Below are 19,824 nucleotides of genomic sequence, written 5' to 3'. Positions count from 1 at the left end.
CGCATCCAGCCCGGCAGTGCCGGGCATCGGGACAACCACGGGACGCGAGGAAACGGCGTTGCGGCGAACGCACGCGGACGCGCAGGCCTGGGCCCGGGTCGGCGGACGTGCTGCGCGTGGCTCCTCGACGACGGTGGGCTGGGATGGATGCGCGGGGTCGCACCTGCCTACCCGGAACGTCCCTGCGCGCGTGTGGGCCGGGGGGAGCGGCGCGCGTCACGTGGCATCGACGCGAATTGTGGCACGCGTGACACGCGCTGCCATCCTGCAGTCATCTGCCTGCAAGGGAGCGGTTAAGCCAGCGCGCAGTAGCGGCCGTGCGGCTCGCTCAGTACCCGTGCACCGGACGGTGCGCCTTCACCGCCATCACCAGGCCCAGCCCGGCCAGCAGCGACACCGCCGAGGTGCCGCCGTAGCTCATCAGCGGCATCGGTACGCCGACCACCGGCAGCAGCCCGGAGATCATGCCGCCGTTGACCAGCACGTAGACGAAGAACGCCAGACCGGTGGCGCCGGCCAGCAGCCGCGAGAAGGTGTCGCGCGCCTGCGAGGCGATCCACAGGCAACGCCCGATCACGATCAGGTACAGGGTCAGCACGGTGGCCACGCCGATCCAGCCGAACTCCTCGCTGAGCACCGAGAAGGCGAAGTCGGTGGTCTGCTCGGGGATGAAGTTCAGGTGCGACTGCGAGCCCAGGCCCCAGCCCTTGCCGTGCAGGCCGCCGGAGCCGATCGCGATCTTGGACTGGATGATGTTCCAGCCGGCGCCGAGCGCGTCGTTCTCCGGGTTGAGGAACATCATGATGCGGTCCTTCTGGTAGGGCCGCAGCAGCCACAGCCAGGCCACCGGCGCAGCCGCGGCGACGCCGCCGACGGCGATGCCCACCCACCACCACGGCAGGCCGGCCAGCAGCAGCACGAAGCCGCCGCTGGCGGCGATCAGCACGCCGGTGCCGAAGTCCGGCTGCAGCATGATCAAGGCGGTGGGAATGCCGATGATCACCGCGCTGACCAGCACCGTGGGGATGCGCGGCGGCAACGGCATGCGGTGCAGGTACCAGGCCACCATCATCGGCATGCTGATCTTCAGCAGCTCGGCCGGCTGCAGGTAGAACACCTTCAGGTCCAGCCACTGCCGCCCGTACTTGCCGGTGCCCAGCACGAACACCGCCAGCAGCGGCAGCATCGACAGCGCGTAGATCAGCGGGGTCCAGGCGCGCAGGCGCAGCGCCGACACCCGCGACAGGCTCCACATCGCCGCCGCACCGATGGCGAAGCGCGCGCCCTGCGCCATGACGAGGTGCATGCCGCCGGCGCTCTTGAGCACCGCCAGCCCCATCGCCATCAGCGCGCCCAGCGCCAGGCACAGCGGCCAGTCCAGGGTGCGGGTGAAGCGGCCGCCGATGTCGACCAGCCAGCGCAGGAAATCCTTCATCGCTCGTCCGGAATCTCGTCGGGGATCGCCGGCGCTGCGGACTGCAGCGGCACCACCGCCGCATCCACCTCGGCCTGGCCGATCAGCACCGGGCGTTCGCCGGCAGCCAGCGCCACCGCATCGGCGGCGGCGCGCGAGCCCGGATCCTCGGCGTAGTACAGGTGGCTGCCGAAGGCGGTGGCGCCGCGCAGACTGTCCAGCGGCTCGACGCCGGGCGGCAGCCGGCCGAGCAGCCAGGCATCGAAGATCTTGCGTGCGATCGGCGCGGCGGTACTGGCGCCGTAGCCGCCGCCTTCCACCGCGATCGCCAGGGCGATGGTCGGCCGCTCGGCGGGCGCGAAGCCCTCGAACAGCGAGCGGTGCCGCAGGTGCATCGGCAGACTGCGCGGATCGACCGCGGCCAGCCCCTTGCGGCTGACCACCTGCGCGGTACCGGTCTTGCCGGCCATCTGGTACGGCGCACCGACGGTGATGGCATAGCCGCTGCCGCCCGGGCGCATGGTGTCCATCATGCCTTCGCGCACCGCCTGCAGGTTGCTGGGGTTGTCGCTGATCGGCTTGCTCGGCTCCGGCTGCACCGGCGCCCACGGCTGGTCGAAGGCCTGGCGCGTGGCCATCACCAGGTGCGGCGTGCGCAGTTGTCCGTCGGCGATGCCGGCGACCCCGCGCACCAGTTGCAGCGGCGTCACCTTCCAGTCGCCCTGGCCGATGGCGATGTTGACCGTGTCGCCGGGGTACCAGGCTTCCTTGCGGCTCTTGGCCTTGTAGGCCGGCGACGGCACGATGCCGCCGGTCTCGCCGACCAGGTCGATGCCGGTGGGCACGCCGAAGCCGTAGCGGGTCATGTACTGGTCGACCTTGGTGATGCCCATGTCGATGGCCAGCTTGTAGTAGTAGGTGTTCACCGACTGCGCGATGGACTTGCGCAGGTCGGTCCAGCCGTGGCCGCCGCGGTGCGAGTCGCCCCAGCCGCGGCTGACCCCGGGCAGGTAGAACATGCCGGTGGAGAGGATCTTGTCCTCCGGGCGGCGGGTGCCGCTGTCCAGGCCGGCCAGGCCCATGAACGGCTTGATGGTGGAGCCGGGCGCCACGCCGCCCAGCACCAGGCGGTTGAACTGCGGCCGCGACGGGTCGCTGTTGAGCGCCTGGAAATCGGCGTGGGAGATGCCGTTGACGAACAGGTTGGGGTCGTAGGACGGCAGGCTGACCATGGCCAGGATCTCGCCGGTGCGCGGATCGATGGCGATCGCCGAGCCCTGGTAGTCGCCGAACGCGGCGACCATGGCGCGCTGCAGATCGGCGTCGATGGACAGGTGCAGGTCGGCGCCGGATTGCGCCGGCACCCGGCCGACGGTGCGGATCGCGCGGCCCTGCACGTTGGTCTCGACCTGCTCGTAGCCGACCTTGCCACGCAGTTCCTCTTCGTAATAGCGCTCCAGCCCGGACTTGCCGATGTGGGTCAGCGCGGCGTTGCCCTCGCCCAGCGTCTCCAGGTCCTTCTCGTCGATGCGGCCCACGTAGCCGATGATGTGCGCGAACAGGTCGCCGTAGGGGTAGTGCCGGGTCAGGTAGGGTTCCAGCTCCACGCCCGGGAAGCGCCAGCGGTCCACCGCGAAGCGCGCCCGCTCCTCCTCGCTGACGCGCAGCTTCAGGGTGATCGGGCGGAAGCTGCGGCTGGCCTTGCGCGCGGCCTGGAAACGTTCGATGTCTTCCGGCGACAGCGCGATTACCTTGCCCAGCTCGGCCAGCAGCGCGTCCATGTCGGCGACCTTGTCCGGTGTCACGTCGAGCCGGAACGCGGGCACGTTCTCGGCCAGCAGGCGGCCGTTGCGGTCGTAGATCATGCCGCGCCCGGGCACCACCGGCCGCGGCTTGATGCGGTTGGCGTCGGAGCGGGTGGCGTAGACGTCGTGGTCCAGCACCTGCAGCTTGAAGTACCAGCCGCCCAGGCCCAGCAACGCCAGCAGCACGGCGAGGAAGCCCAGCGCCGCGCGGCGCCGGAACTGCTCGGCCTCGGCGTGCGGGTTCTTCTGCGCGCGGCGCGGATGCAGGGCCATGCTACTTGCTCCGCCGGCCCAGCCGCAGCGCGTCCAGCAGCACGAACAGCGGCGGCCACAGCGCCATGCCCAGCAGCGGCGCCCACCAGTAGTTCCACGGCAGGGTCGGCTCGCCGACGGCCAGGTGCACCGCCGCGGCGACGATGCGGTCGTTGACCAGCAGGCCGCCGATCGCCAGCGCCTGCTGCGACATCGGGAAGAAGCGGATGCGCGCGCGGAAGCGCTGCAGGATGAAGCTCAGGATCACCAGGCGCAGCGCCTGCTCGCCCAGCACCCCGCCGTACAGCAGATCGGCCAGCACCCCGACCGCGAAGGCGAAGCCCAGCCCGACCTTGTCCGGGGTCTCGATCACCCAGTACGCCACCACCAGCGCCAGCCAGTACGGCCGCAGCGGCTGCACCACCAGCGGCAACGGCATCAACCCCAGCAACAGCGCCACGATCACGCTGACCGGAAGCACCCAGCCTTTGCTGCGCAGGCGGCTCATTGGCCCGTCTCCTTTGGAGCCGGGATTGGGGATTGGGGATTGGGGATTGGGGAAGGCGCTGGCTGCTTGGGGGCTGCGGACGCGGCCGCGGGCCGTGCACGCGGCTGGTCGCTGGTGACCCGCGAAGGCGTCGTCTGCTGAGCGGAGGACACCAGCTGGGTGGCGGCAGCGGGCATTGCATGACCGTCGCCAACGCCATTGGCGCCGCTTTTCACCAATCCCGACTCCCGAATCCCCAATCCCGTTGCAGCGGCCGAAGGCCGCAGCAACAACACATCCCGCCCCCGGTCCAGCTTCGCCGCCGGCTTCAGTTCGCCGACCAGGAAGGCGTGGGTGTCGTCCGGGCGCAGGGCGGAGATGGTGCCGACCGGGAAGCCGGCCGGGAAGCGGCCGCCCAGGCCGGAGGTGACGATCTCGTCGCCCACCTCGACGCCGGCGCTGAGCGGGATGTCGCGCAGCTCCAGGCTGCCGCCGCGGCCATAGACGATCAGGCGCACGCCGTTGCGCGCCACCGTCACCGGCACCGCGTGGTCGGGGTCGGTCAGCAGCAGCACGGTGGAGTGCAGCGGGGTCACCGCGATCACCTGGCCCATCAGGCCGCCGGCGTCGATCACCGCCTGACCGACGTGCACGCCGTCGCGGCTGCCGGCGTCGAGCACCAGCCGCTGCCGGGTCGGGTCCAGGTCGATGTCCAGGATCGGCGCCAGCTGCACGTCCAGGCCGCGGCGCTCGGCCACGCCCAGCAGTTCGCGCAGCTGCGCGTTGTCCAGCGCCGCGGTCTGCAGCCGGGTCAGGCGCGCCTTGGCGATCAGCAATTCGTTGCGCAACGCGCGGTTTTCCTTGACCAGTTGCGCGTGGCTGGCCGCGTTCTCCTGCACCTGGGTGCCGAGCCGCCCCGGCAGGCCGGCCAGCGCCCAGATCGGCTGCACCAGCACCGTGGCCTGGCTGCGCAGGCGGGCCAGCCAGTCGGCCTGCGCGTCGAGCACGATCAGCACCAGCGCCAGCGCCAGGTAGGCCAGCAGGCGCGGCGTGCTGGCGGATTCGCCGGGGCGGGCGGTGACGGGAGGACCGGCGTAAGGAGGCACGGGCTAAAGCCGGGAATGGGGAATCGGGAATGGGGAATCGAACAACAACGGCGCGCTCCCGGCTCGATCGGGCCGGGGCGCGGATACGGCGGTGAACGCGGGCACTGGGGCATCGGTGCGGATGGGGCATTCGATTCCCCATTCCCCATTCCCGATTCCCAGCCTCACCATCACTCCGGCGCGAAGAACTCGTTGCCGTGCATGTCCACCAGTTCCAGCGCACGGCCGCCGCCCCGGGCCACGCAGGTCAGCGGATCGTCGGCGACCTGCACGTGCAGGCCGGTTTCCTCGGAGATCAGCCGGTCCAGGTCGCGCAGCAGCGCGCCGCCGCCGGTCAGCACGATGCCGCGCTCGGCGACGTCGGCGCACAGTTCCGGCGGGGTCTGCTCCAGGGCCAGCTTGACCGCCGAGACGATGCCCGACAGCGGCTCGTGCAGCGCTTCCAGCACTTCGTTGGAGTTGATCTTGATCATCTTCGGCACGCCCTCGGCGAGGTTGCGGCCGGAGATCTCCATCTCCTGCACCACCGCCTGCGGGTAGGCGCAGCCGATTTCCAGCTTGATCCGCTCGGCGGTAGCCTCGCCGATCAGCATGCCGTGGTTGCGGCGCACGTAGTTGGTGATCGACTCGTCGAAGCGGTCGCCGCCGATGCGCACCGACTGCGAATAGACGATGCCGTTCAGCGAAATGACCGCGACCTCGGTGGTGCCGCCGCCGATGTCGATGACCATCGAGCCGCGCGCCTCGGTGACCGGCATGCCGGCGCCGATCGCCGCGGCCATCGGTTCCTCGATCAGGTATACGTCGCGGGCGCCGGCCTCCTCGGCCGATTCCTTGATCGCGCGGCGCTCGACCTGGGTGGAGCCGGCCGGCACGCACACCAGCACGCGCGGGCTGGGGCGCAGGAAGCGCGACTTGTGCACCTTCTTGATGAAGTGCTTCAGCATCGCCTCGGTATAGGTGAAGTCGGCGATGACGCCGTCCTTCATCGGGCGGATGGTGGTGATGTGGCCGGGGGTACGGCCGAGCATCTGCTTGGCCTCGGCACCGACCGCGGCCACCGAACGGGTGCCGCCGATCGCCCGGTCCTGGCGCACCGCCACCACCGACGGTTCGTTCAGCACGATGCCCTGGCCACGCACGTAGATGAGGGTGTTGGCCGTGCCCAGATCGATGGACAGGTCGTTGGAGAACATGCCGCGGAGTTTCTTGAACATCGGGGGATTGGGTCCTGGGGCGCGCGCCGTCGCCAGAATGGCGAAAAAATGGGCAGAAAACGAAGTCCGCTAGCCTAGCAATCCGCCTGGGTGCGGGCAAGGAAAATTCTCGCTAAAACCACGCGTTGCGTGGTATCGGCGAGACCGCGATGGATCGTGGTTCTGGCCCTGCCGGGCCGCAGCCGTTACCCTTTGCGCCGCGGCGACCCCGCCCTCGCCCGCCTGAATGCGGGCTCATTCCTCCGCCAAGGCCTGCCCGATGTCTGCACTGATCTGTGGTTCTCTCGCTTACGACACCATCATGGTGTTCCCGGACCAGTTCAAGAACCACATCCTGCCGGACAAGGTGCACATCCTGAACGTGTCGTTCCTGGTGCCGCGGATGCGCCGCGAGTTCGGCGGCTGCGCCGGCAACATCGCCTACAACCTGCACCTGCTGGGCGGCGATCCGATCCCGATGGGCACCGTGGGCCAGGACTTCGGCCCGTACCGCGAGCATTTCCAGGCACTGGGCATCGACCTGTCGCGGGTCAAGGTGATCGACGAACTATTCACCCCGCAGGCGTTCATCACCACCGACCACGACAACAACCAGATCACCGCCTTCCACCCCGGGGCGATGATGCGCAGCTACGAGAACCACGTGAAGGACGTGCCGGGCGTGACCCTGGGCCTGGTCGGCCCGGACGGGCGCGAGGGCATGATCCAGAACGCCGAGGAGTTCAGCGCCGGCGGCGTGCCGTTCATCTTCGATCCTGGCCAGGCCATGCCGCTGTTCAACGGCCCGGAGCTGCGCCAGTTCATCGAGCAGGCCGACTACGTGGTGGTCAACGACTACGAGTCCAACCTGCTGCAGGAGCGCACCGGCTGGGACGAGAAGGACATCGTCTCGCGCGTGCAGGCCTACATCACCACCCAGGGCCCGAAGGGCGCGCTGGTGCACACCCCCGAGAAGACCTACGACATCCCGCCGGCGCACGAGCGCCGCGTGGTCGACCCCACCGGCTGCGGCGACGCCTTCCGCGCCGGCCTGATCTTCGGCATCCAGCGCGGCTGCGACTGGCTGACCATCGGCCGCATGGGCAACCTGATGGGCGCCCTGAAGGTCGAGCACCCGGGCACCCAGAACCAGCGCTTCGACTTCGACGAATTCAACGACCAGTTCAAGCAGCAGTTCGGGTACGCGCTGTAAGTCGTACCCGCTGCCGCGCGGCCGGGAGGACGGCTTCGGCACCCCCGCGGCGATCACCCTTCCTACTCCGCTGACCCGGCAGCAGACCACCGTGAACGTCCCGACGAGACGCGGCGTCCAGGCTTGTACCGCCGGTCCGGGCGGGGCTAGACTCGGCCGCCCGCGTCGATGGAATGATCGGATGGACACCACGCCTCGCTGGACCGACAGGGCCCTGGCCGCTGCACCCACCCTGCGCGGACTGCTGCCCCTGTGCTGCGCAGCCATCCTGTGCGCGTGCGGCAATGCCGCCCAGGCACCTGCGAGCGCTGCTTCCTCCGCACCCCCGATCGCCTCTGCGACCGCCGCAAACGGCGCACCGGCGCCTGCTGCAACGAACGCTGCGGCGGCCGCGCAGGTGCCCGCCGGCCACTATGCCACGGAGCCAGGCTGGGGCCAGCTGACCGTGCAGCCCGATGCGCGCTTCACCCTGGAAACGCAGAATGTCGATGCCGGCTGCAGCTTCAGCGGCATGCTGCACGGGACCCAGGCCGCCGTCGACGACGGCACCTGCACGCTGCAGATCGCCCCCAAGGCAGGCGGCGTGGCGGTGATGGCCACGGCAGGTGCCGAGAGCGCATGCCGGGAGTACTGCGGCGGCAACGGCAGCTTCGCGGGCGACTATCTGAAACAGGATGCGGCCTGCACGCCGCAGGCCATGCAGGGGACACGCACGGCATTCCAGGCAGCTTACGATCGCAAGGACTATGCGGGCGCCGAAGCGGCGCTTGCGCCGCTCTACCGCGACTGCGTGGCGGCCATGAGTTTCGGCGACGCCGGCGCCATCCGCAACGACTACGCCCTCACCCAGCACAAGCTCGGCGACGATGCCGGATGCCGGCAGACGCTGGCGCCCTACCGGGAAGACGCCAAGCGCGGCGACGACGCCATCAGCGAAGGCATGACGCCCGCCCTCGTCGACGAGTATCTCCGCGTGATCCGCGCCGCACGCACCAACCTCACGCTCTGCGGAGACGGCAGAGGCTGACGCTAGCGCCCACAGGGACGACACACCATCAGGGAACAGCGACATGTCAGATCCGAACAACGCCCCTACTGCGGCAAGGCCGCAACTCAGCGATGCGCAACTCAAGACCTTGGGCTACTTCGCCATCGGCGTGGCCTCGGAAGGCAGCCTGGGTTCCAAGAACGTCGCCTACAGCCTGTCGTTCGCCGGATCGTTCGAGGGCAATACACTGAAGCCGGTGGCCAACAGCGGCTTCAGCATCGGTACGCTGCAGACCGACCTGGGCGCACATCCTGAAGTCGTGCCGACACTGGTGGATGCCTACCAGACTTGGGCCGGCAGGCAGACTCCGAGTCTGGCATTGTCGGAACACCAAAGAACCCAGACCATCTCCGATCTGCAGCGCAATGGCGATGCCATCCGCGCGGACAACGGCCGCGCGCCTGATGCAACCGTCCTCAAGAACCTCAATACCTTCCTGGCTTCCGACGCGGGCGTGCAATTCGTGCACGATCGCGACCGCTCGCAGATCGACCATCTGATGCGCGAAGGCGACGGCAAGAAGGATCCCGGCGGCGCGCTGCACCAGTTGCGCCAGACCGAGCTGTACAAGAACGCGAGCCTGGACGAGCAGGCCAAGTACGCCACCGTGCTGATGAAGTTGGAGAACCAGGCGGGCAAGGGCCAGTATCCGAAGATCCTCAAGGGCATCAACGACGGCAGCCTCGGCAGCGTCGAGGACGTGGTGAACAAGGTCGACGCGCTGCTGCCGAACAAGACCAACAAGAAAGGCGAGGTGGTGCCGGACTACATCGAGAGCGGCGTCCACCACGCGCTCGCAGGCACCGAGGTGTTCAACAAGCTCCGTGCAGCGCAACCTGGAAATCCCCTGCATGACGCCTTCACCGCGGTCTCCGCCGACCCATTGCGCAGTCCTGTCGATCTGAAGCGCGATACCGCCCACGCGGATGCGTTGCATCAGTACGACGCGACCAAGACCCTGTTCCTGCAGAACGGTCAGTCGCCGAAACTGATCGCCGCACTCGACCAGGACAGCTCGTTCGGCTACAACCTCAAAGGCCGCAACGGCAGGACCGTCGCCCAGTCGTCGAGCCTGTTCGGGTCGGATAACGATGTCGTGGTCTTCGACGGCAACGGCCATGGCACCGCCTTCGTTGGCGGCAAGTGGAGCGCAGTGCAACGCGACGAGGTCAAGCGCGTCGGCAATGCCGATCAGAGCGTGGACCTGCAATTGCGCAAGGACGGCAAGAGCGAAACGCTGCTGCACGTACCCACCCCGGCACAATTGCGTGAACGCAGCGAGCAACAGCAACCGCAAACGCCTGCGTCGGATCGCACCCAGGCGCCGGCGTCCAGCCCGAACGACGCCAACCACCCGAACCATGCACTGCTCGAACAGATCCGCGAGGGCGTCAGAAAGATCGACCAGGAGCTGGGCAAACCCTACGATGCGGCCAGCGAGCGCCTGAGCCGTGCGGCCCTGGCCTCTTGCCGGGACAATGGCGGCCTGGGCAACGCGCCGCTGGCGTCGAACGCGCTGGACCGGGCGGATCGCGTGACGCTCACCGAGAAGGGCTATCTGGTGGTGGTCGAAGGCGAACAGCGCGACCCGGCGCAAAAGCGCGCCAGCGTGGATGTGCAGGTGGCGCTCGCCACGCCAGTGGAACAGTCCGACCAGCGCCTGCAGGCCGCGAACCAAGCGATCGACCGCGAGCGGCAGCTCACGCAACAGCAGGAGCTGACGCGCGAGCGAGACACACCGAGCCGCAACGGTCCGGCGCTGGCATAAGCCCAGCGTCGGCCTGCACACGGGAGCACGCACGCGTCGCATTCAACCACGCGATGCGGCAGGGCGTCGATCGGTTGGCCCAGCCACTGTTCCTGCATGCGACGGTCGGTACGCAGCGCTGCCGGACCGCGGTGAGCCCGGCGTCGCTGACAACCATGTCACCGTCCCCCTGTAGGACCGGCGAACCGAGGGCGGCCGCGCCCTTTGCTTTGCTGCACTGCGGGTTGAGCGCGGGTCCGGTTTGTGCGTCACTTGCCCCAGGGGCCCCCTGGGGGGACGAGAGCGCGCCCATGTCCGAGTCGACTGTCGCCAGCCTCGCGCAAGCCAAGGTCGTTGCAGCATCCGCCGCCGAGGCCGACTGTGCGCCGCTGGCGCGCATGCGCCATTTCCGCCAGATCGAGTCCCTGCCGCCGGTCCTGGCGCGCTCGTGGCGGCGCTGCCTCGACGAGTACGGCCTGGACCCGGACACCCATCCCTCGCCGATGGTCCACGACGACGGCGAGCTGCGCGAGCGCCAGCAGCGGCTGGAGGCGCTGCTGCGCATCGCCACGGTGGAGATGGAAAATCTCTACGAACAGATCGCCGGCGGCAGCTACGCGGTGGTGTTCGCCGACACCGAGGCCACGGTGCTGCACAGCGTGCAGGATCCGGCGCTGCTGCGCGCGTTCCGCGAGACCGGGCTGTTCTGCGGCGCCAGCTGGGCCGAGCGCTACCAGGGCACCAACGGCATCGGCACCTGCGCGGTGGAGGGCAGCGCGCTGAGCGTGCACCGCGGCGAACATTACCTGGAGCGGCACCTGCCGCTGTCGTGCAGCGGCGCGCCGATCCTGGATCCGCAAGGCCGCCTGCTGGCGGTGCTGGACGCCTCCACGCCCGACGCGCGCGATACCAAGCTGGTGCAATGCCATACCGGCGCGCTGGTGCGCATGTCGGCGGCGCAGATCGCCCGCGCGTACTTCCTGGAACAGTACCGGCATGCCTGGATCCTGCGCTTCCACAGCCGCCCGGAATTCGCCGGGCTGCTGCACGAGGCACTGATCGCGGTGGGCGGCGACGGCCGCGTGCTCGCGGTCAACGAGGCGACGCTGGAACAGCTCGGCAAGCCCGACCGCTCCCCGCTGGTCGGGCGCGACATCGCCCAGGTGATGCAGCTGGATTTCGACACGCTGGAGCAGCGCGCGCGCAACGATGCCAGCACATTGTGGTCGATCCGCTGCGCCTGCCACGGCCGCCGCTTCTTCGCCCTGGCGCAGCCGCCACGCGCACGCCCCCCCGCCAGCCGTGCCCGCGCCGGCAGCGCGGATGACCAGGCCACGCGCGCCAACGACCATGTCGGCTCCGATCCGCGCATGCTGCACAACCTGGACAACGCGCTGAAGCTGGCCAAGCACCGCGTTTCGATCCTGCTGTGCGGCGCCACCGGCACCGGCAAGGAAGAGTTCGCCAAGGCGGTGCACCACAGCTCGCCCTGGGCCGACCGGCCGTTCGTGGCGGTGAACTGCGCGGCGATCCCGGAGGCGCTGATCGAGAGCGAGCTGTTCGGCTATGCGCGTGGCGCCTTCACCGATGCCGCGCGCGAGGGACGTCACGGCAAGCTGCTGCAGGCCAGCGGCGGCACCCTGTTCCTGGACGAGATCGGCGACATGCCGCTGCCGCTGCAGACGCGCCTGCTGCGCGTGCTGGAGGAACAGAGCGTGACCCCGCTGGGCAGCGACCGCGCGGTGCCGCTGGAACTGCACGTCATCAGCGCCAGCCACCGCGACCTGGCACAGATGGTCGGCAGCGGCGGCTTCCGCGAGGACCTGTACTACCGCCTCAACGGCGTGGTGCTGCACCTGCCGCCGCTGCGCGAGCGCAGCGACAAGGCCGAACTGATCCGCACCCTGCTGCGCGAGGAGAGTGGCGAACAACCGGTGCGCATCAGCGAGGACGCCCTGCACAAGCTGCTCAGCTATGCCTGGCCCGGCAACCTGCGGCAGCTGCGGAACGTGCTGCGCACCGCGGCGGTGCTGTGCGCCGACGGCGTCATCCGCATCCCTAACCTGCCACAGGAGATCGTCGACGCCGACAGCGGCCCGTGCCTGCTCGGCGACGACGCGCATGCCGGCGACGGCGTGCCCGGCCGCGTCGCCCTGGACAGCGCCGAGCGCAGCGTGCTGCAGCAGCAGCTCGAGCGCCACCGCTGGAACGTCAGCCGCACCGCCGATGCGCTGGGCATCAGCCGCAATACCCTGTATCGCAAGCTGCGCAAGCATGGGTTGGCAACGGTGTGAGGTGAGGTGGCATCGCGATTCAAGGGGCTTGCTGCGTGTCGCGAATGAAGCCTCGCCTGTCGCTCCTCGCCTGGCGGTTGCGCGAGTACTTCGGGAAATTCGGATCCCGACCGCTGATGCGCTTGGAGGATGCCTGGCTTCGACGTCGCGGCTGAAGCCGCTCCTACAGGAATCGCTGCGCCGGTCAGGCTGCGCTACCTCCGTAGGAGCGGCTTCAGCCGCGACAGTCGCCAGAGCCGATCGGCTTCCGGCCGCATGGACCAGGCGGATCGCGCGAAGCCGATCAATACCGCGCGACGCCCACTAGAACCGCCAGCGCAAACCGACCTGGTACTGCCGCGGGGCGCCAGGCGCAACGAAACGCGAGGGGCCATCCTCGACCGCGGCGTCCTGCGGACGCGCCAGGGCTCCGCCCGGGAACAGATCCTCGGCGATGGCCGCATACGTCTCGTAGCGACGGTCGAACACGTTGTTGACCCGCAGGTACAACGACAGGCCCTCGGCGAGTTCCCAGGTGCCGTGCAGGTCGAGCAAGGCATAGCCGCCGGTGGACAGATCGTGGCGCGCTGGCGCCTCGCCCTCTTCCGGATCCTCGACCAGGCCGTCCTCGTTGCCGCTGGCCACGCGCCGCGACACCGCACGCAGGTCCGCGCCCAGCGCCAGCTGCGCCAGCGCCTGCCACTCCACGCCCAGCTTCAGCGTGTTGCGCGGCAGGGCGGCGATGCGCGTGCCCGGGCGCAGCGTCACGGTGCGTTCGCCCGAGAGCAGTTCGCCGGCGCTGCGGTAGGTGGCGTCCAGATAGCTGTAGCCGGCGAACCAGCGCAGCGCGCCGTGGTTGCCGCGGTAGCTGAGATCGGCGCCCTGGTAGCGGGTGCGGTCGACGTTGTCGAAGTAGCCCTGCTGGGAATTGGGCGCGCGCAGGAACAGGATGTCGTCGCGGTTGTCGGCGCGATACAGCGACGCGTTCAGTGTCTGCGCCGGCGACGGGTTCCAGCGCAGGCCGAGCTCGTAGGTGCGCGAGACGATCTGCTCCAGGCGCGGATCGGCCTGCAGCCCGGTCGGCAGCCGGCAGGGTTGCTCCGGGTCGGCGCAGCCGAGTTCGATCGCGGTCGGCGCGCGGCTGTTCTGCGAGGCCGAGGCGAACGCGGTGAAGCCGCCGCCCAGGCGCTGGGTAATGCCCAACGACGGATTGGCCTTGGCGAACACGAAGCGCTCGCGCGGCAGCACACCGTCGTCGGCAGTGGACAGGGTGTTGGCGACGGCGACGCGGTTCCAGCGCAGCGCAGCGCTGACATGCGTGCGCTCGCTCAGCTCCCAGGTATCGGCGGCGAACAGGCCCAGGGTACTGCTGCGGCCGTCGACGCCGGAGAAGAACTCCCGGTCCTCGTCCGGATCGGCGACCACCGAGCGATCGTACTGCACGAACGCCTCCTGTTCGTACTGGCGGTAGCGCACGCGGTTGCGGTCGTAGGTGGCGCCGATGCTCAGCGCGTGCGCGCCGGCCTGGCGGCTGAGGTTCAGCGCCACGCCCTCGGCGTGCTGGCGCATCTGCGTGGTGTTGAGCACGCCGCTGTGCAGGGCGTCGGCATCGGCGCGCGAGACCGTGCAGCCGGCATCCAGCGGCGTGCCGTCGGCGGCGTAGCCGTCGGCGCAGTCGTCGACGAATTCCTCGTAGTCGTCGTTGATGTCGCCGTTGACGGTGTCGCGGCGCCCCTGCCGGTAGTAGGCCAGCAGATGCAGCGCGGTGCGCTCGTCGAAGCGATGGTCGAACTGCCCGGTGAGCAGGGTGTTGCGGTTGCGGGTCAGGTCCGGCGAGGTGTAGACCGCGGCGCGGTCGGCTTCGTACAGCCCCGGCTCGGTGCCCTCGTCGGTATAGCGATAGCTCGGCAGCAGGCCATTGCCGACCAGGCTGCTGCGCCCGTGCAGCAGCGACACGTCCCAATCGGTGCTGTCGCCCTGGCGCCCGAACTTGCCGAACACGGTACCCAGGCGGCCGGCGGAGGCGTCGCGCCAGCCGTTTTCGTCGAAGCCGGTGACCGCAACGAAGGCATGCAGGCCGTCGCGTCCGGCGTAGCCGTAGGACGCATCCAGGCGCTTGCGCGCGCCGCTGCCCACCGACAGGTCGGCGCGTAGGCCCGGCGCGGTCAGGCCGGACTGGGTGGTGAAGGCCAGCGCGCCACCGAGCGTGTTGGGACCGAACAGCGGGTTGGAGCCCGGCATCAGCGCGACGCTGCGGATCGCCGCCTCCGGCATCATGTCCCAGCTGACGATGTCGGCGAACGGCTCGTTCATGCGCACGCCGTCCAGGTACACCGACACGCCCTGCGAGGCGCCGGGCAGCGCCGAGGCGCGGAAGCCGCGGAAGGTCAGATCGGTCTGGAACGGGCTGCCCTGCACCTCGTTGGTGTCCACGCCGTTCATCTCGCGCAGCAGGAAGTCGGTGAGGTTGCCGGCCTGGCTGCGCGCGATGTCGTCGGCATTGGCGGTCTGCACCGTGTACGGCAACAGGTCGGCATCGATCAGCGTGCCGGGAATGGGCGTGGCGGTGACCTCGACCCGATCCAGCGCGGTGATCTGCGCATCGTCGGCGTTGACCGTGGTCTGCGCGCGCGCCGGTGCGGCGAGCAGGCCGATGGCGGTGGCGACGGCCAGGGCGAGCAGGCTCGCCGACGGGGTGCTGGGTCCTGGGGTGTAGGGCATGCCGGTTCCTTGAGGCTCAGTAGAGAACGATCGATTTGATGCCGCGGCCGGCGCGCATCGCCTCGAAACCGCGGTTGATGTGGTCCAGCGGCAGGGTTTCGCTGATCAGTTCGTCGATGCGGATCTCCCCGGCCAGGTAGCGCTCGGCATAGGCCGGCAGCTCGCTGCGGCCCTTGACCCCGCCGAACGCGCTGCCGCGCCAGGCGCGGCCGGTGACCAGCTGCAGCGGCCGCGTGCTGATCTCCTGCGCGCTCGGCGCCACGCCGAGGATGATGCTTTCGCCCCAGCCCTTGTGGCAGCACTCCAGCGCCGCGCGCATCGCACGCACGTCGCCGACGCAGGCGAAGCTGTGGTCGGCGCCGCCGTCGGTGAGATCGACGATGACCTGCTGCACCGGCGCGCCGAAATCCTTCGGGTCCAGGCAATCGGTGGCGCCCAGCGCGCGCGCCAGCGGGAACTTGTCGCGGTTGATGTCGACCACGATGATGCGTTCGGCGCGCGCCATCACCGCGCCCTGCACCACCGACAGGCCGATGCCGCCCAGCCCGAACACCGCCACGCTCTCGCCCGGACGCACCCGCGCGGTATTGAGCACCGCGCCGATGCCGGTGGTGACGGTGCAGCCGAGCAGGCAGGCCTTGTCCAGCGGCGCGGCCGGATGGATCCTGGCCACCGCGATCTCCGGCAGCACGGTGTACTCGGCGAAGGTGCTGGTGCCCATGTAGTGCAGCAGCGGGCGCCCGTGCAGCGAGAAGCGGCTGCTGCCGTCGGGCATCAGCCCGCGGTCCTGGCTGCTGCGGATCGCCTGGCACAGGTTGGTGCGGTTGGAACGGCAGTACTTGCACACGCCGCATTCGGGCATGTACAGCGGGATCACGTGATCGCCCGGGCGCACGCTGGTGACGCCGACACCGACGTCCTCGACCACGCCGGCGCCTTCCTGGCCCAGGATCACCGGAAACGCCGCCTCGGCATCGATGCCGGACAAGGCGATGTCGTCGCCATGGCAGATGCCGCTGGCGACCATGCGCACCAGCACCTCGCCGGCCTTGGGCGGCTGCAGATCCACTTCCTCGATGGCCAGCGGCTGGTTCGCCGCCCAGGCGACCGCGGCTCGCGTCTTCATTCCGGCTCTCCCCGCCTCCCGTCGCGGCGCCCGAGAGCGCCGCTCGCCTCACCTCACTGCGCCACGACCACACCCCATGGCATCTCGCCCACCGCGATCTGCTTGATCTCCTTCATCGCCGCCGTGTCGATGACACTGACGCTGTTGGACCGGCCATTGGCCACGTACAGCTTCTTGCCGTCAGGACTCAGCGCCGGATTCCACGGTCGCTGCCCGACCGGGATTTCCGCCAGCACCCGGCGCGCGGCCGGGTCGATCACGCTGACCGTGCCGGCGCCGTTCGACGCATACACGCGGCTGCCGTCGCGGGCGATGGCGATGCCGGCGGTGCGCTGCCCGGCCGGGATGCTGGCCACGCGCTTGCGCGCCGCCAGATCGATCACGTCGACCACGTTGGCCGCTTCCTGCGCCACGTACGCCGTCTTGCCGTCCGGCGCGAACGCCATGCCGCGCGGATGCCCGCTGGTGGCGATCACGCCGGTGGACGTGCCGGCCTTCAGGTCGATCACGTCCAGGTCGTTGGAGCCTTCGTTGCTGGTCAGCAGCAGCGCGCCGTCCGGGGTGTAGACGCAGTGCTCCGGCGCCTGCCCGCGGGTGGCGATGTGCGCGCCGATGGTGAAGCCGGCCGGGTCGATCAGCATCACCTGGTTCTGCCCTTCCACGCACACCGCCAGCTGGCGGCCATCCGGCGAAGCGGCCACGCCTTCGGCGTTCTCGCCGATGTCGACGCTGCGCAGCACGCGGTCCTGCACGGTGTCCAGGTCCAGCAGGCGATGGCCCTGCGCGTCGATGACGTACAGATGCCCGGGCGGACCCGGCACCACCTGCTGCAGGCGCTTGCCGAGCTGGCCCTGCGCCGACAGCGTCCGCACCACGCGGTCGCTGCCGGTGTCGATCACCGAGATGGTGCCGCTGCGCTGGTTCGGGACGTAGGCCAGCGCCGCGGCAGCGGCCGTCGGTGCCGGCGCAGCCTTCGCGGCGTCGGCCCCTGCGGCTGGCGCAGGTGCACGCTGGCAGGCCGCGGCGCACAGCGACAGCGCAAAGACCGCGGCCAGTCGCAACGCGTTGCTCATTGCGTGGCGCCCGCGGTCTTGTTGATGGAGTGGATGAAGGCCAGCAGCTTCTCGGTATCGCCCGGCTTGAGCACCGGACCGAACGGCGGCATCTGCCCGACCACCTTCTCGTGGCCGATGCGGGTCTTGCCGTGCGCGGCCATGCCGGCGGTGCCTTCGGTGATCAGCGCGCGCAAGGTGTCGTCGTCGCTGCCGTAGACCCAGATGTCGTTGGTCAGCGGAGGGCACATGCCGCCGCCACCGGTGCCGCCATGGCAAGCGGTACAGCCGGCGGAGTTGAAGATCGCCTTGCCTTCGGCGACCAGTTCCGGGGTGACCTTGACCGGCGGCCCCTTCGGAATCGGCGTGACCGCCGCAGCGGGTGCAGGTGCAGGTGCAGGCGCCGCGGCAGCGGGCGCGGCAGGCGCGGCCGGTGCAGGCGCAGGCGCTGCGGCAGGCGCGGCTGGGGCCGGCGCGGCCGCGGGCGCAGGCGGCGTCTCCTGCTTGCCGCAGGCGGCCAGCAACAGGAACGCGGTGAACAGGGACATGGGCAGCAGCACGGAGACGGCGCGACGGCGGACGGAAGCAGGACGCATGGGGACAACACCTTTGCGGAGTGCACGATGGGAAGAGCAGGCCGCGCGGGCGGCATGTGCGGGACGACAGGAAGCGGTCATTGCGTGCGTCGGTGCTGGGCCTCCGTCAACAGGTGGGCGAGTTCGGCATTGCCGCGTTGCTGGGCCAGCGCCGCGGGCGTCTTGCCGTCGGCGTCGCGCGCATCGGCGCTGGCGCCGGCGGCTAGCAGACGCCGGGCGCTGTCCTCGCGACCGGCGGCGGCAGCCAGCATCAAGGGAGTGACGCCGGCGCGGTTCGCGCGGTCGGGCTCGGCGCCGCGCTTGAGCAGCAGGTCGAGGATCTTCGGCTCGTTGCGCGCCACCGCAAACATCACCGGGGTGAAGCCGGCCGGATTGGCGTGGCGCACACTGGCGCCGGCGTCGAGCAGCGCCTGCACCACGTCGGCATCGGCGTAGGAGATGGCCAGGTCCAGCGGCGTCCAGCCGTCGGCGGACACCGCCTCGACCTTGGCACGATGCGCCAGCAACTGCGCGACACTCTTGCCATCGTTGGACCAGGCCGCCTTCATCAGCGGCGTCCAGCCATTGCTGTCGCGGTTTTCGACCTTGGCGCCGGCGGCCAGCAGTTCGCCGACCAGCAGCGGCGCCTGGTTGCGGATCGCCTGCTGCAGCGGCGGCTCGCCGAGCTGGTTGGGCGTGTCGGCGCTGGCGCCATGGCGCAGCAGCCAGGCCACGCGCACACCATCGCCGGCATCCAGCGCGTGCGCCAGTTCCTCGTTGGGATCGGCACCGCCGGCGATGCGCAGCTGCAATTGCGCCAGCATGTCCGAGGAGGCCTGCGCGCTCGGCGTGTCGTCCTGGTCGTCGGGCACCGCATAGGGACCGTGCGAGCGCAGGTCGCCGGCAACGATGCAATCGGCGCAGGCCACCAGCGGCACGTGATAGTCGCGCAGGATCGCATCGATCTTGCCGGCACTGCGCTGCATCGCCGCGTTCAGCGCATCGCGCAGGTCCGCGTTCTTGCGCGACACCGCCCACGCCATCGAATACTCCAGCACCTCGTTGTCGATGACGTTCAGCGGCACCACGCCGAGGCCGCCGCGCGCGGCGTAGTAGCCGGCCACCGGCCCCCAGGATTCGGCGGCATCGAGCTTGCCGGCGGCGACCTGCTCGGCGAGCTTGCCGGGATGCTCCTGCGGCGCGCTGGCCGAGTCGTAGAACAGGTATTGCACCTCGCCCTGCACGCCATGGTCGAACAGCGCCTGCCGCGCCGGCGAACTCTGGAACACGCCGACCTTGAGTTTCTTCAGCACCGGATCGTCCAGCGACGCCGGGCGCAGATCCAGGCCCTTGCGTGTGACCAGCACATAGGTGGAGCGATACAGCGGGCGCGTGGGCAGGCCCATTTCGAAATCGCTGTTCATGTCCATCAGCACGTCGCAGCGCCCGGCGTTGATCGTGCTGCGCGCCAGGCCGCGCTGGTAGTAGCTGCGCCACTCGTACTCCAGGCGCCGGCCCATCTCCGCGGCCACCACCTGAGCGATCTTGTTCTGGAAGCCCTCGCCTGCGCGATCGGACAACGGCATGTTGCCGGGATCGGCGCAGACCCGCAGCACCGGCGCATCAGCCGGCAGCGTCGTGGCGGGCGCGGCGGAGGCCGGCGCCGCAGCGGCGGGCGGGGCAGCAGGAGCGCGAGCCGTCGCGGACGACGGCTCGCGCGTGCAGCCTGCGGCGACGAGTCCGAGGCTGCACAACAGCAACACGGCGCGCGCGCCCGCAGGCAGGCGCCGCGAGACGGGCGCCATGCGG

Annotated in this window: 14 protein-coding genes; 4 read left to right on the top strand and 10 right to left on the bottom strand. The window is 69.9% G+C overall.

Translation table 11 applies throughout. The annotated features are described in order from the left end of the window. Positions 1-328: 328 nt before the first annotated feature. The 5 genes from rodA to AC1G9L_RS04750 all read right to left on the bottom strand — a co-directional run bounded on the left by rodA (position 329) and on the right by AC1G9L_RS04750 (position 6,281). A complete protein-coding gene (gene rodA, locus AC1G9L_RS04770; protein WP_010343696.1) occupies positions 329-1,435 on the bottom strand; it encodes a rod shape-determining protein RodA in 1,107 nt (368 codons plus the stop codon). Next, a complete protein-coding gene (gene mrdA, locus AC1G9L_RS04765; protein ID WP_019800982.1) occupies positions 1,432-3,492 on the bottom strand; it encodes a penicillin-binding protein 2 in 2,061 nt (686 codons plus the stop codon). Before mrdA ends, rodA begins: the two co-directional genes overlap by 4 nt. 1 nt (position 3,493) lies before the next feature. Further along, the gene (gene mreD, locus AC1G9L_RS04760) at positions 3,494-3,979 is read right to left on the bottom strand and encodes a rod shape-determining protein MreD (RefSeq protein WP_010343694.1); all 486 of its coding nucleotides are present in this window, start codon (positions 3,977-3,979) and stop codon (positions 3,494-3,496) included. Beyond that, on the bottom strand, positions 3,976-5,064 hold the full coding sequence (mreC, locus tag AC1G9L_RS04755) for a rod shape-determining protein MreC (protein ID WP_481070379.1): 1,089 nt from the start codon (positions 5,062-5,064) through the stop codon (positions 3,976-3,978). The genes mreD and mreC overlap by 4 nt, the downstream gene beginning before the upstream one ends. Positions 5,065-5,234: 170 nt before the next feature. Next, positions 5,235-6,281, bottom strand: a complete 1,047-nt coding sequence (locus AC1G9L_RS04750; protein ID WP_010343692.1) for a rod shape-determining protein — start codon at positions 6,279-6,281, stop codon at positions 5,235-5,237. 259 nt (positions 6,282-6,540) lie between these two features. Between AC1G9L_RS04750 and AC1G9L_RS04745 the strand changes: the two genes are divergently transcribed. From AC1G9L_RS04745 to AC1G9L_RS04730, 4 genes are all read left to right on the top strand, one after another. Further along, a complete protein-coding gene (locus AC1G9L_RS04745; protein ID WP_481070378.1) occupies positions 6,541-7,473 on the top strand; it encodes a carbohydrate kinase family protein in 933 nt (310 codons plus the stop codon). A 514-nt stretch (positions 7,474-7,987) separates the two neighbouring features. Further along, on the top strand, positions 7,988-8,500 hold the full coding sequence (locus tag AC1G9L_RS04740) for a hypothetical protein (RefSeq protein WP_481071017.1): 513 nt from the start codon (positions 7,988-7,990) through the stop codon (positions 8,498-8,500). Positions 8,501-8,543: 43 nt separating this feature from the next. Then, positions 8,544-10,289: an XVIPCD domain-containing protein gene (locus AC1G9L_RS04735; RefSeq protein WP_481070377.1), complete on the top strand. Its 1,746-nt coding sequence runs from the start codon at positions 8,544-8,546 to the stop codon at positions 10,287-10,289. Between the two features lie 290 nt (positions 10,290-10,579). After that, the gene (locus AC1G9L_RS04730) at positions 10,580-12,562 is read left to right on the top strand and encodes a sigma-54-dependent Fis family transcriptional regulator (protein ID WP_481070376.1); all 1,983 of its coding nucleotides are present in this window, start codon (positions 10,580-10,582) and stop codon (positions 12,560-12,562) included. A 303-nt stretch (positions 12,563-12,865) separates the two neighbouring features. Here AC1G9L_RS04730 and AC1G9L_RS04725 read toward each other — a convergent pair whose 3' ends face one another. The 5 genes from AC1G9L_RS04725 to AC1G9L_RS04705 form a co-directional block, all read right to left on the bottom strand. Further along, positions 12,866-15,262, bottom strand: coding sequence for a TonB-dependent receptor domain-containing protein (locus AC1G9L_RS04725; protein WP_019801041.1), 2,397 nt, complete (start codon positions 15,260-15,262; stop codon positions 12,866-12,868). Between the two features lie 16 nt (positions 15,263-15,278). Then, entirely contained in the window at positions 15,279-16,388 is a 1,110-nt protein-coding gene (locus AC1G9L_RS04720; RefSeq protein ID WP_019801042.1) for an S-(hydroxymethyl)glutathione dehydrogenase/class III alcohol dehydrogenase, read from the bottom strand. 53 nt (positions 16,389-16,441) lie between these two features. After that, complete coding sequence (locus AC1G9L_RS04715) at positions 16,442-17,461, bottom strand: beta-propeller fold lactonase family protein (RefSeq protein ID WP_019801043.1); 1,020 nt, start codon at positions 17,459-17,461, stop codon at positions 16,442-16,444. Then, the gene (locus AC1G9L_RS04710) at positions 17,458-17,988 is read right to left on the bottom strand and encodes a c-type cytochrome (protein WP_481070375.1); all 531 of its coding nucleotides are present in this window, start codon (positions 17,986-17,988) and stop codon (positions 17,458-17,460) included. The genes AC1G9L_RS04715 and AC1G9L_RS04710 overlap by 4 nt, the downstream gene beginning before the upstream one ends. 125 nt (positions 17,989-18,113) lie before the next feature. Further along, entirely contained in the window at positions 18,114-19,820 is a 1,707-nt protein-coding gene (locus AC1G9L_RS04705) for a quinoprotein dehydrogenase-associated putative ABC transporter substrate-binding protein (RefSeq protein ID WP_481070374.1), read from the bottom strand. Positions 19,821-19,824 lie beyond the last annotated feature (4 nt).

This window comes from Xanthomonas sp. NCPPB 1132 (assembly GCF_056629235.1).
The sequence above is the reverse complement of the archived record's forward strand: the minus strand, read 5'-3'. Positions and strand labels throughout refer to the sequence as shown.

What these genes read in the sequence shown, in the direction of transcription:
- AC1G9L_RS04715 (WP_019801043.1), bottom strand. Translation starts at nt 17,461, where the DNA reads ATGAGCAACGCGTTGCGACTGGCCGCGGTCTTTGCGCTGTCGCTGTGC.
- AC1G9L_RS04710 (WP_481070375.1), bottom strand. Translation starts at nt 17,988, where the DNA reads ATGTCCCTGTTCACCGCGTTCCTGTTGCTGGCCGCCTGCGGCAAGCAG.
- AC1G9L_RS04705 (WP_481070374.1), bottom strand. Translation starts at nt 19,820, where the DNA reads ATGGCGCCCGTCTCGCGGCGCCTGCCTGCGGGCGCGCGCGCCGTGTTG.
- AC1G9L_RS04725 (WP_019801041.1), bottom strand. Translation starts at nt 15,262, where the DNA reads ATGCCCTACACCCCAGGACCCAGCACCCCGTCGGCGAGCCTGCTCGCC.
- mrdA (WP_019800982.1), bottom strand. Translation starts at nt 3,492, where the DNA reads ATGGCCCTGCATCCGCGCCGCGCGCAGAAGAACCCGCACGCCGAGGCC.
- AC1G9L_RS04730 (WP_481070376.1), top strand. Translation starts at nt 10,580, where the DNA reads ATGTCCGAGTCGACTGTCGCCAGCCTCGCGCAAGCCAAGGTCGTTGCA.
- AC1G9L_RS04720 (WP_019801042.1), bottom strand. Translation starts at nt 16,388, where the DNA reads ATGAAGACGCGAGCCGCGGTCGCCTGGGCGGCGAACCAGCCGCTGGCC.
- mreD (WP_010343694.1), bottom strand. Translation starts at nt 3,979, where the DNA reads ATGAGCCGCCTGCGCAGCAAAGGCTGGGTGCTTCCGGTCAGCGTGATC.
- AC1G9L_RS04745 (WP_481070378.1), top strand. Translation starts at nt 6,541, where the DNA reads ATGTCTGCACTGATCTGTGGTTCTCTCGCTTACGACACCATCATGGTG.
- rodA (WP_010343696.1), bottom strand. Translation starts at nt 1,435, where the DNA reads ATGAAGGATTTCCTGCGCTGGCTGGTCGACATCGGCGGCCGCTTCACC.
- AC1G9L_RS04735 (WP_481070377.1), top strand. Translation starts at nt 8,544, where the DNA reads ATGTCAGATCCGAACAACGCCCCTACTGCGGCAAGGCCGCAACTCAGC.
- AC1G9L_RS04750 (WP_010343692.1), bottom strand. Translation starts at nt 6,281, where the DNA reads ATGTTCAAGAAACTCCGCGGCATGTTCTCCAACGACCTGTCCATCGAT.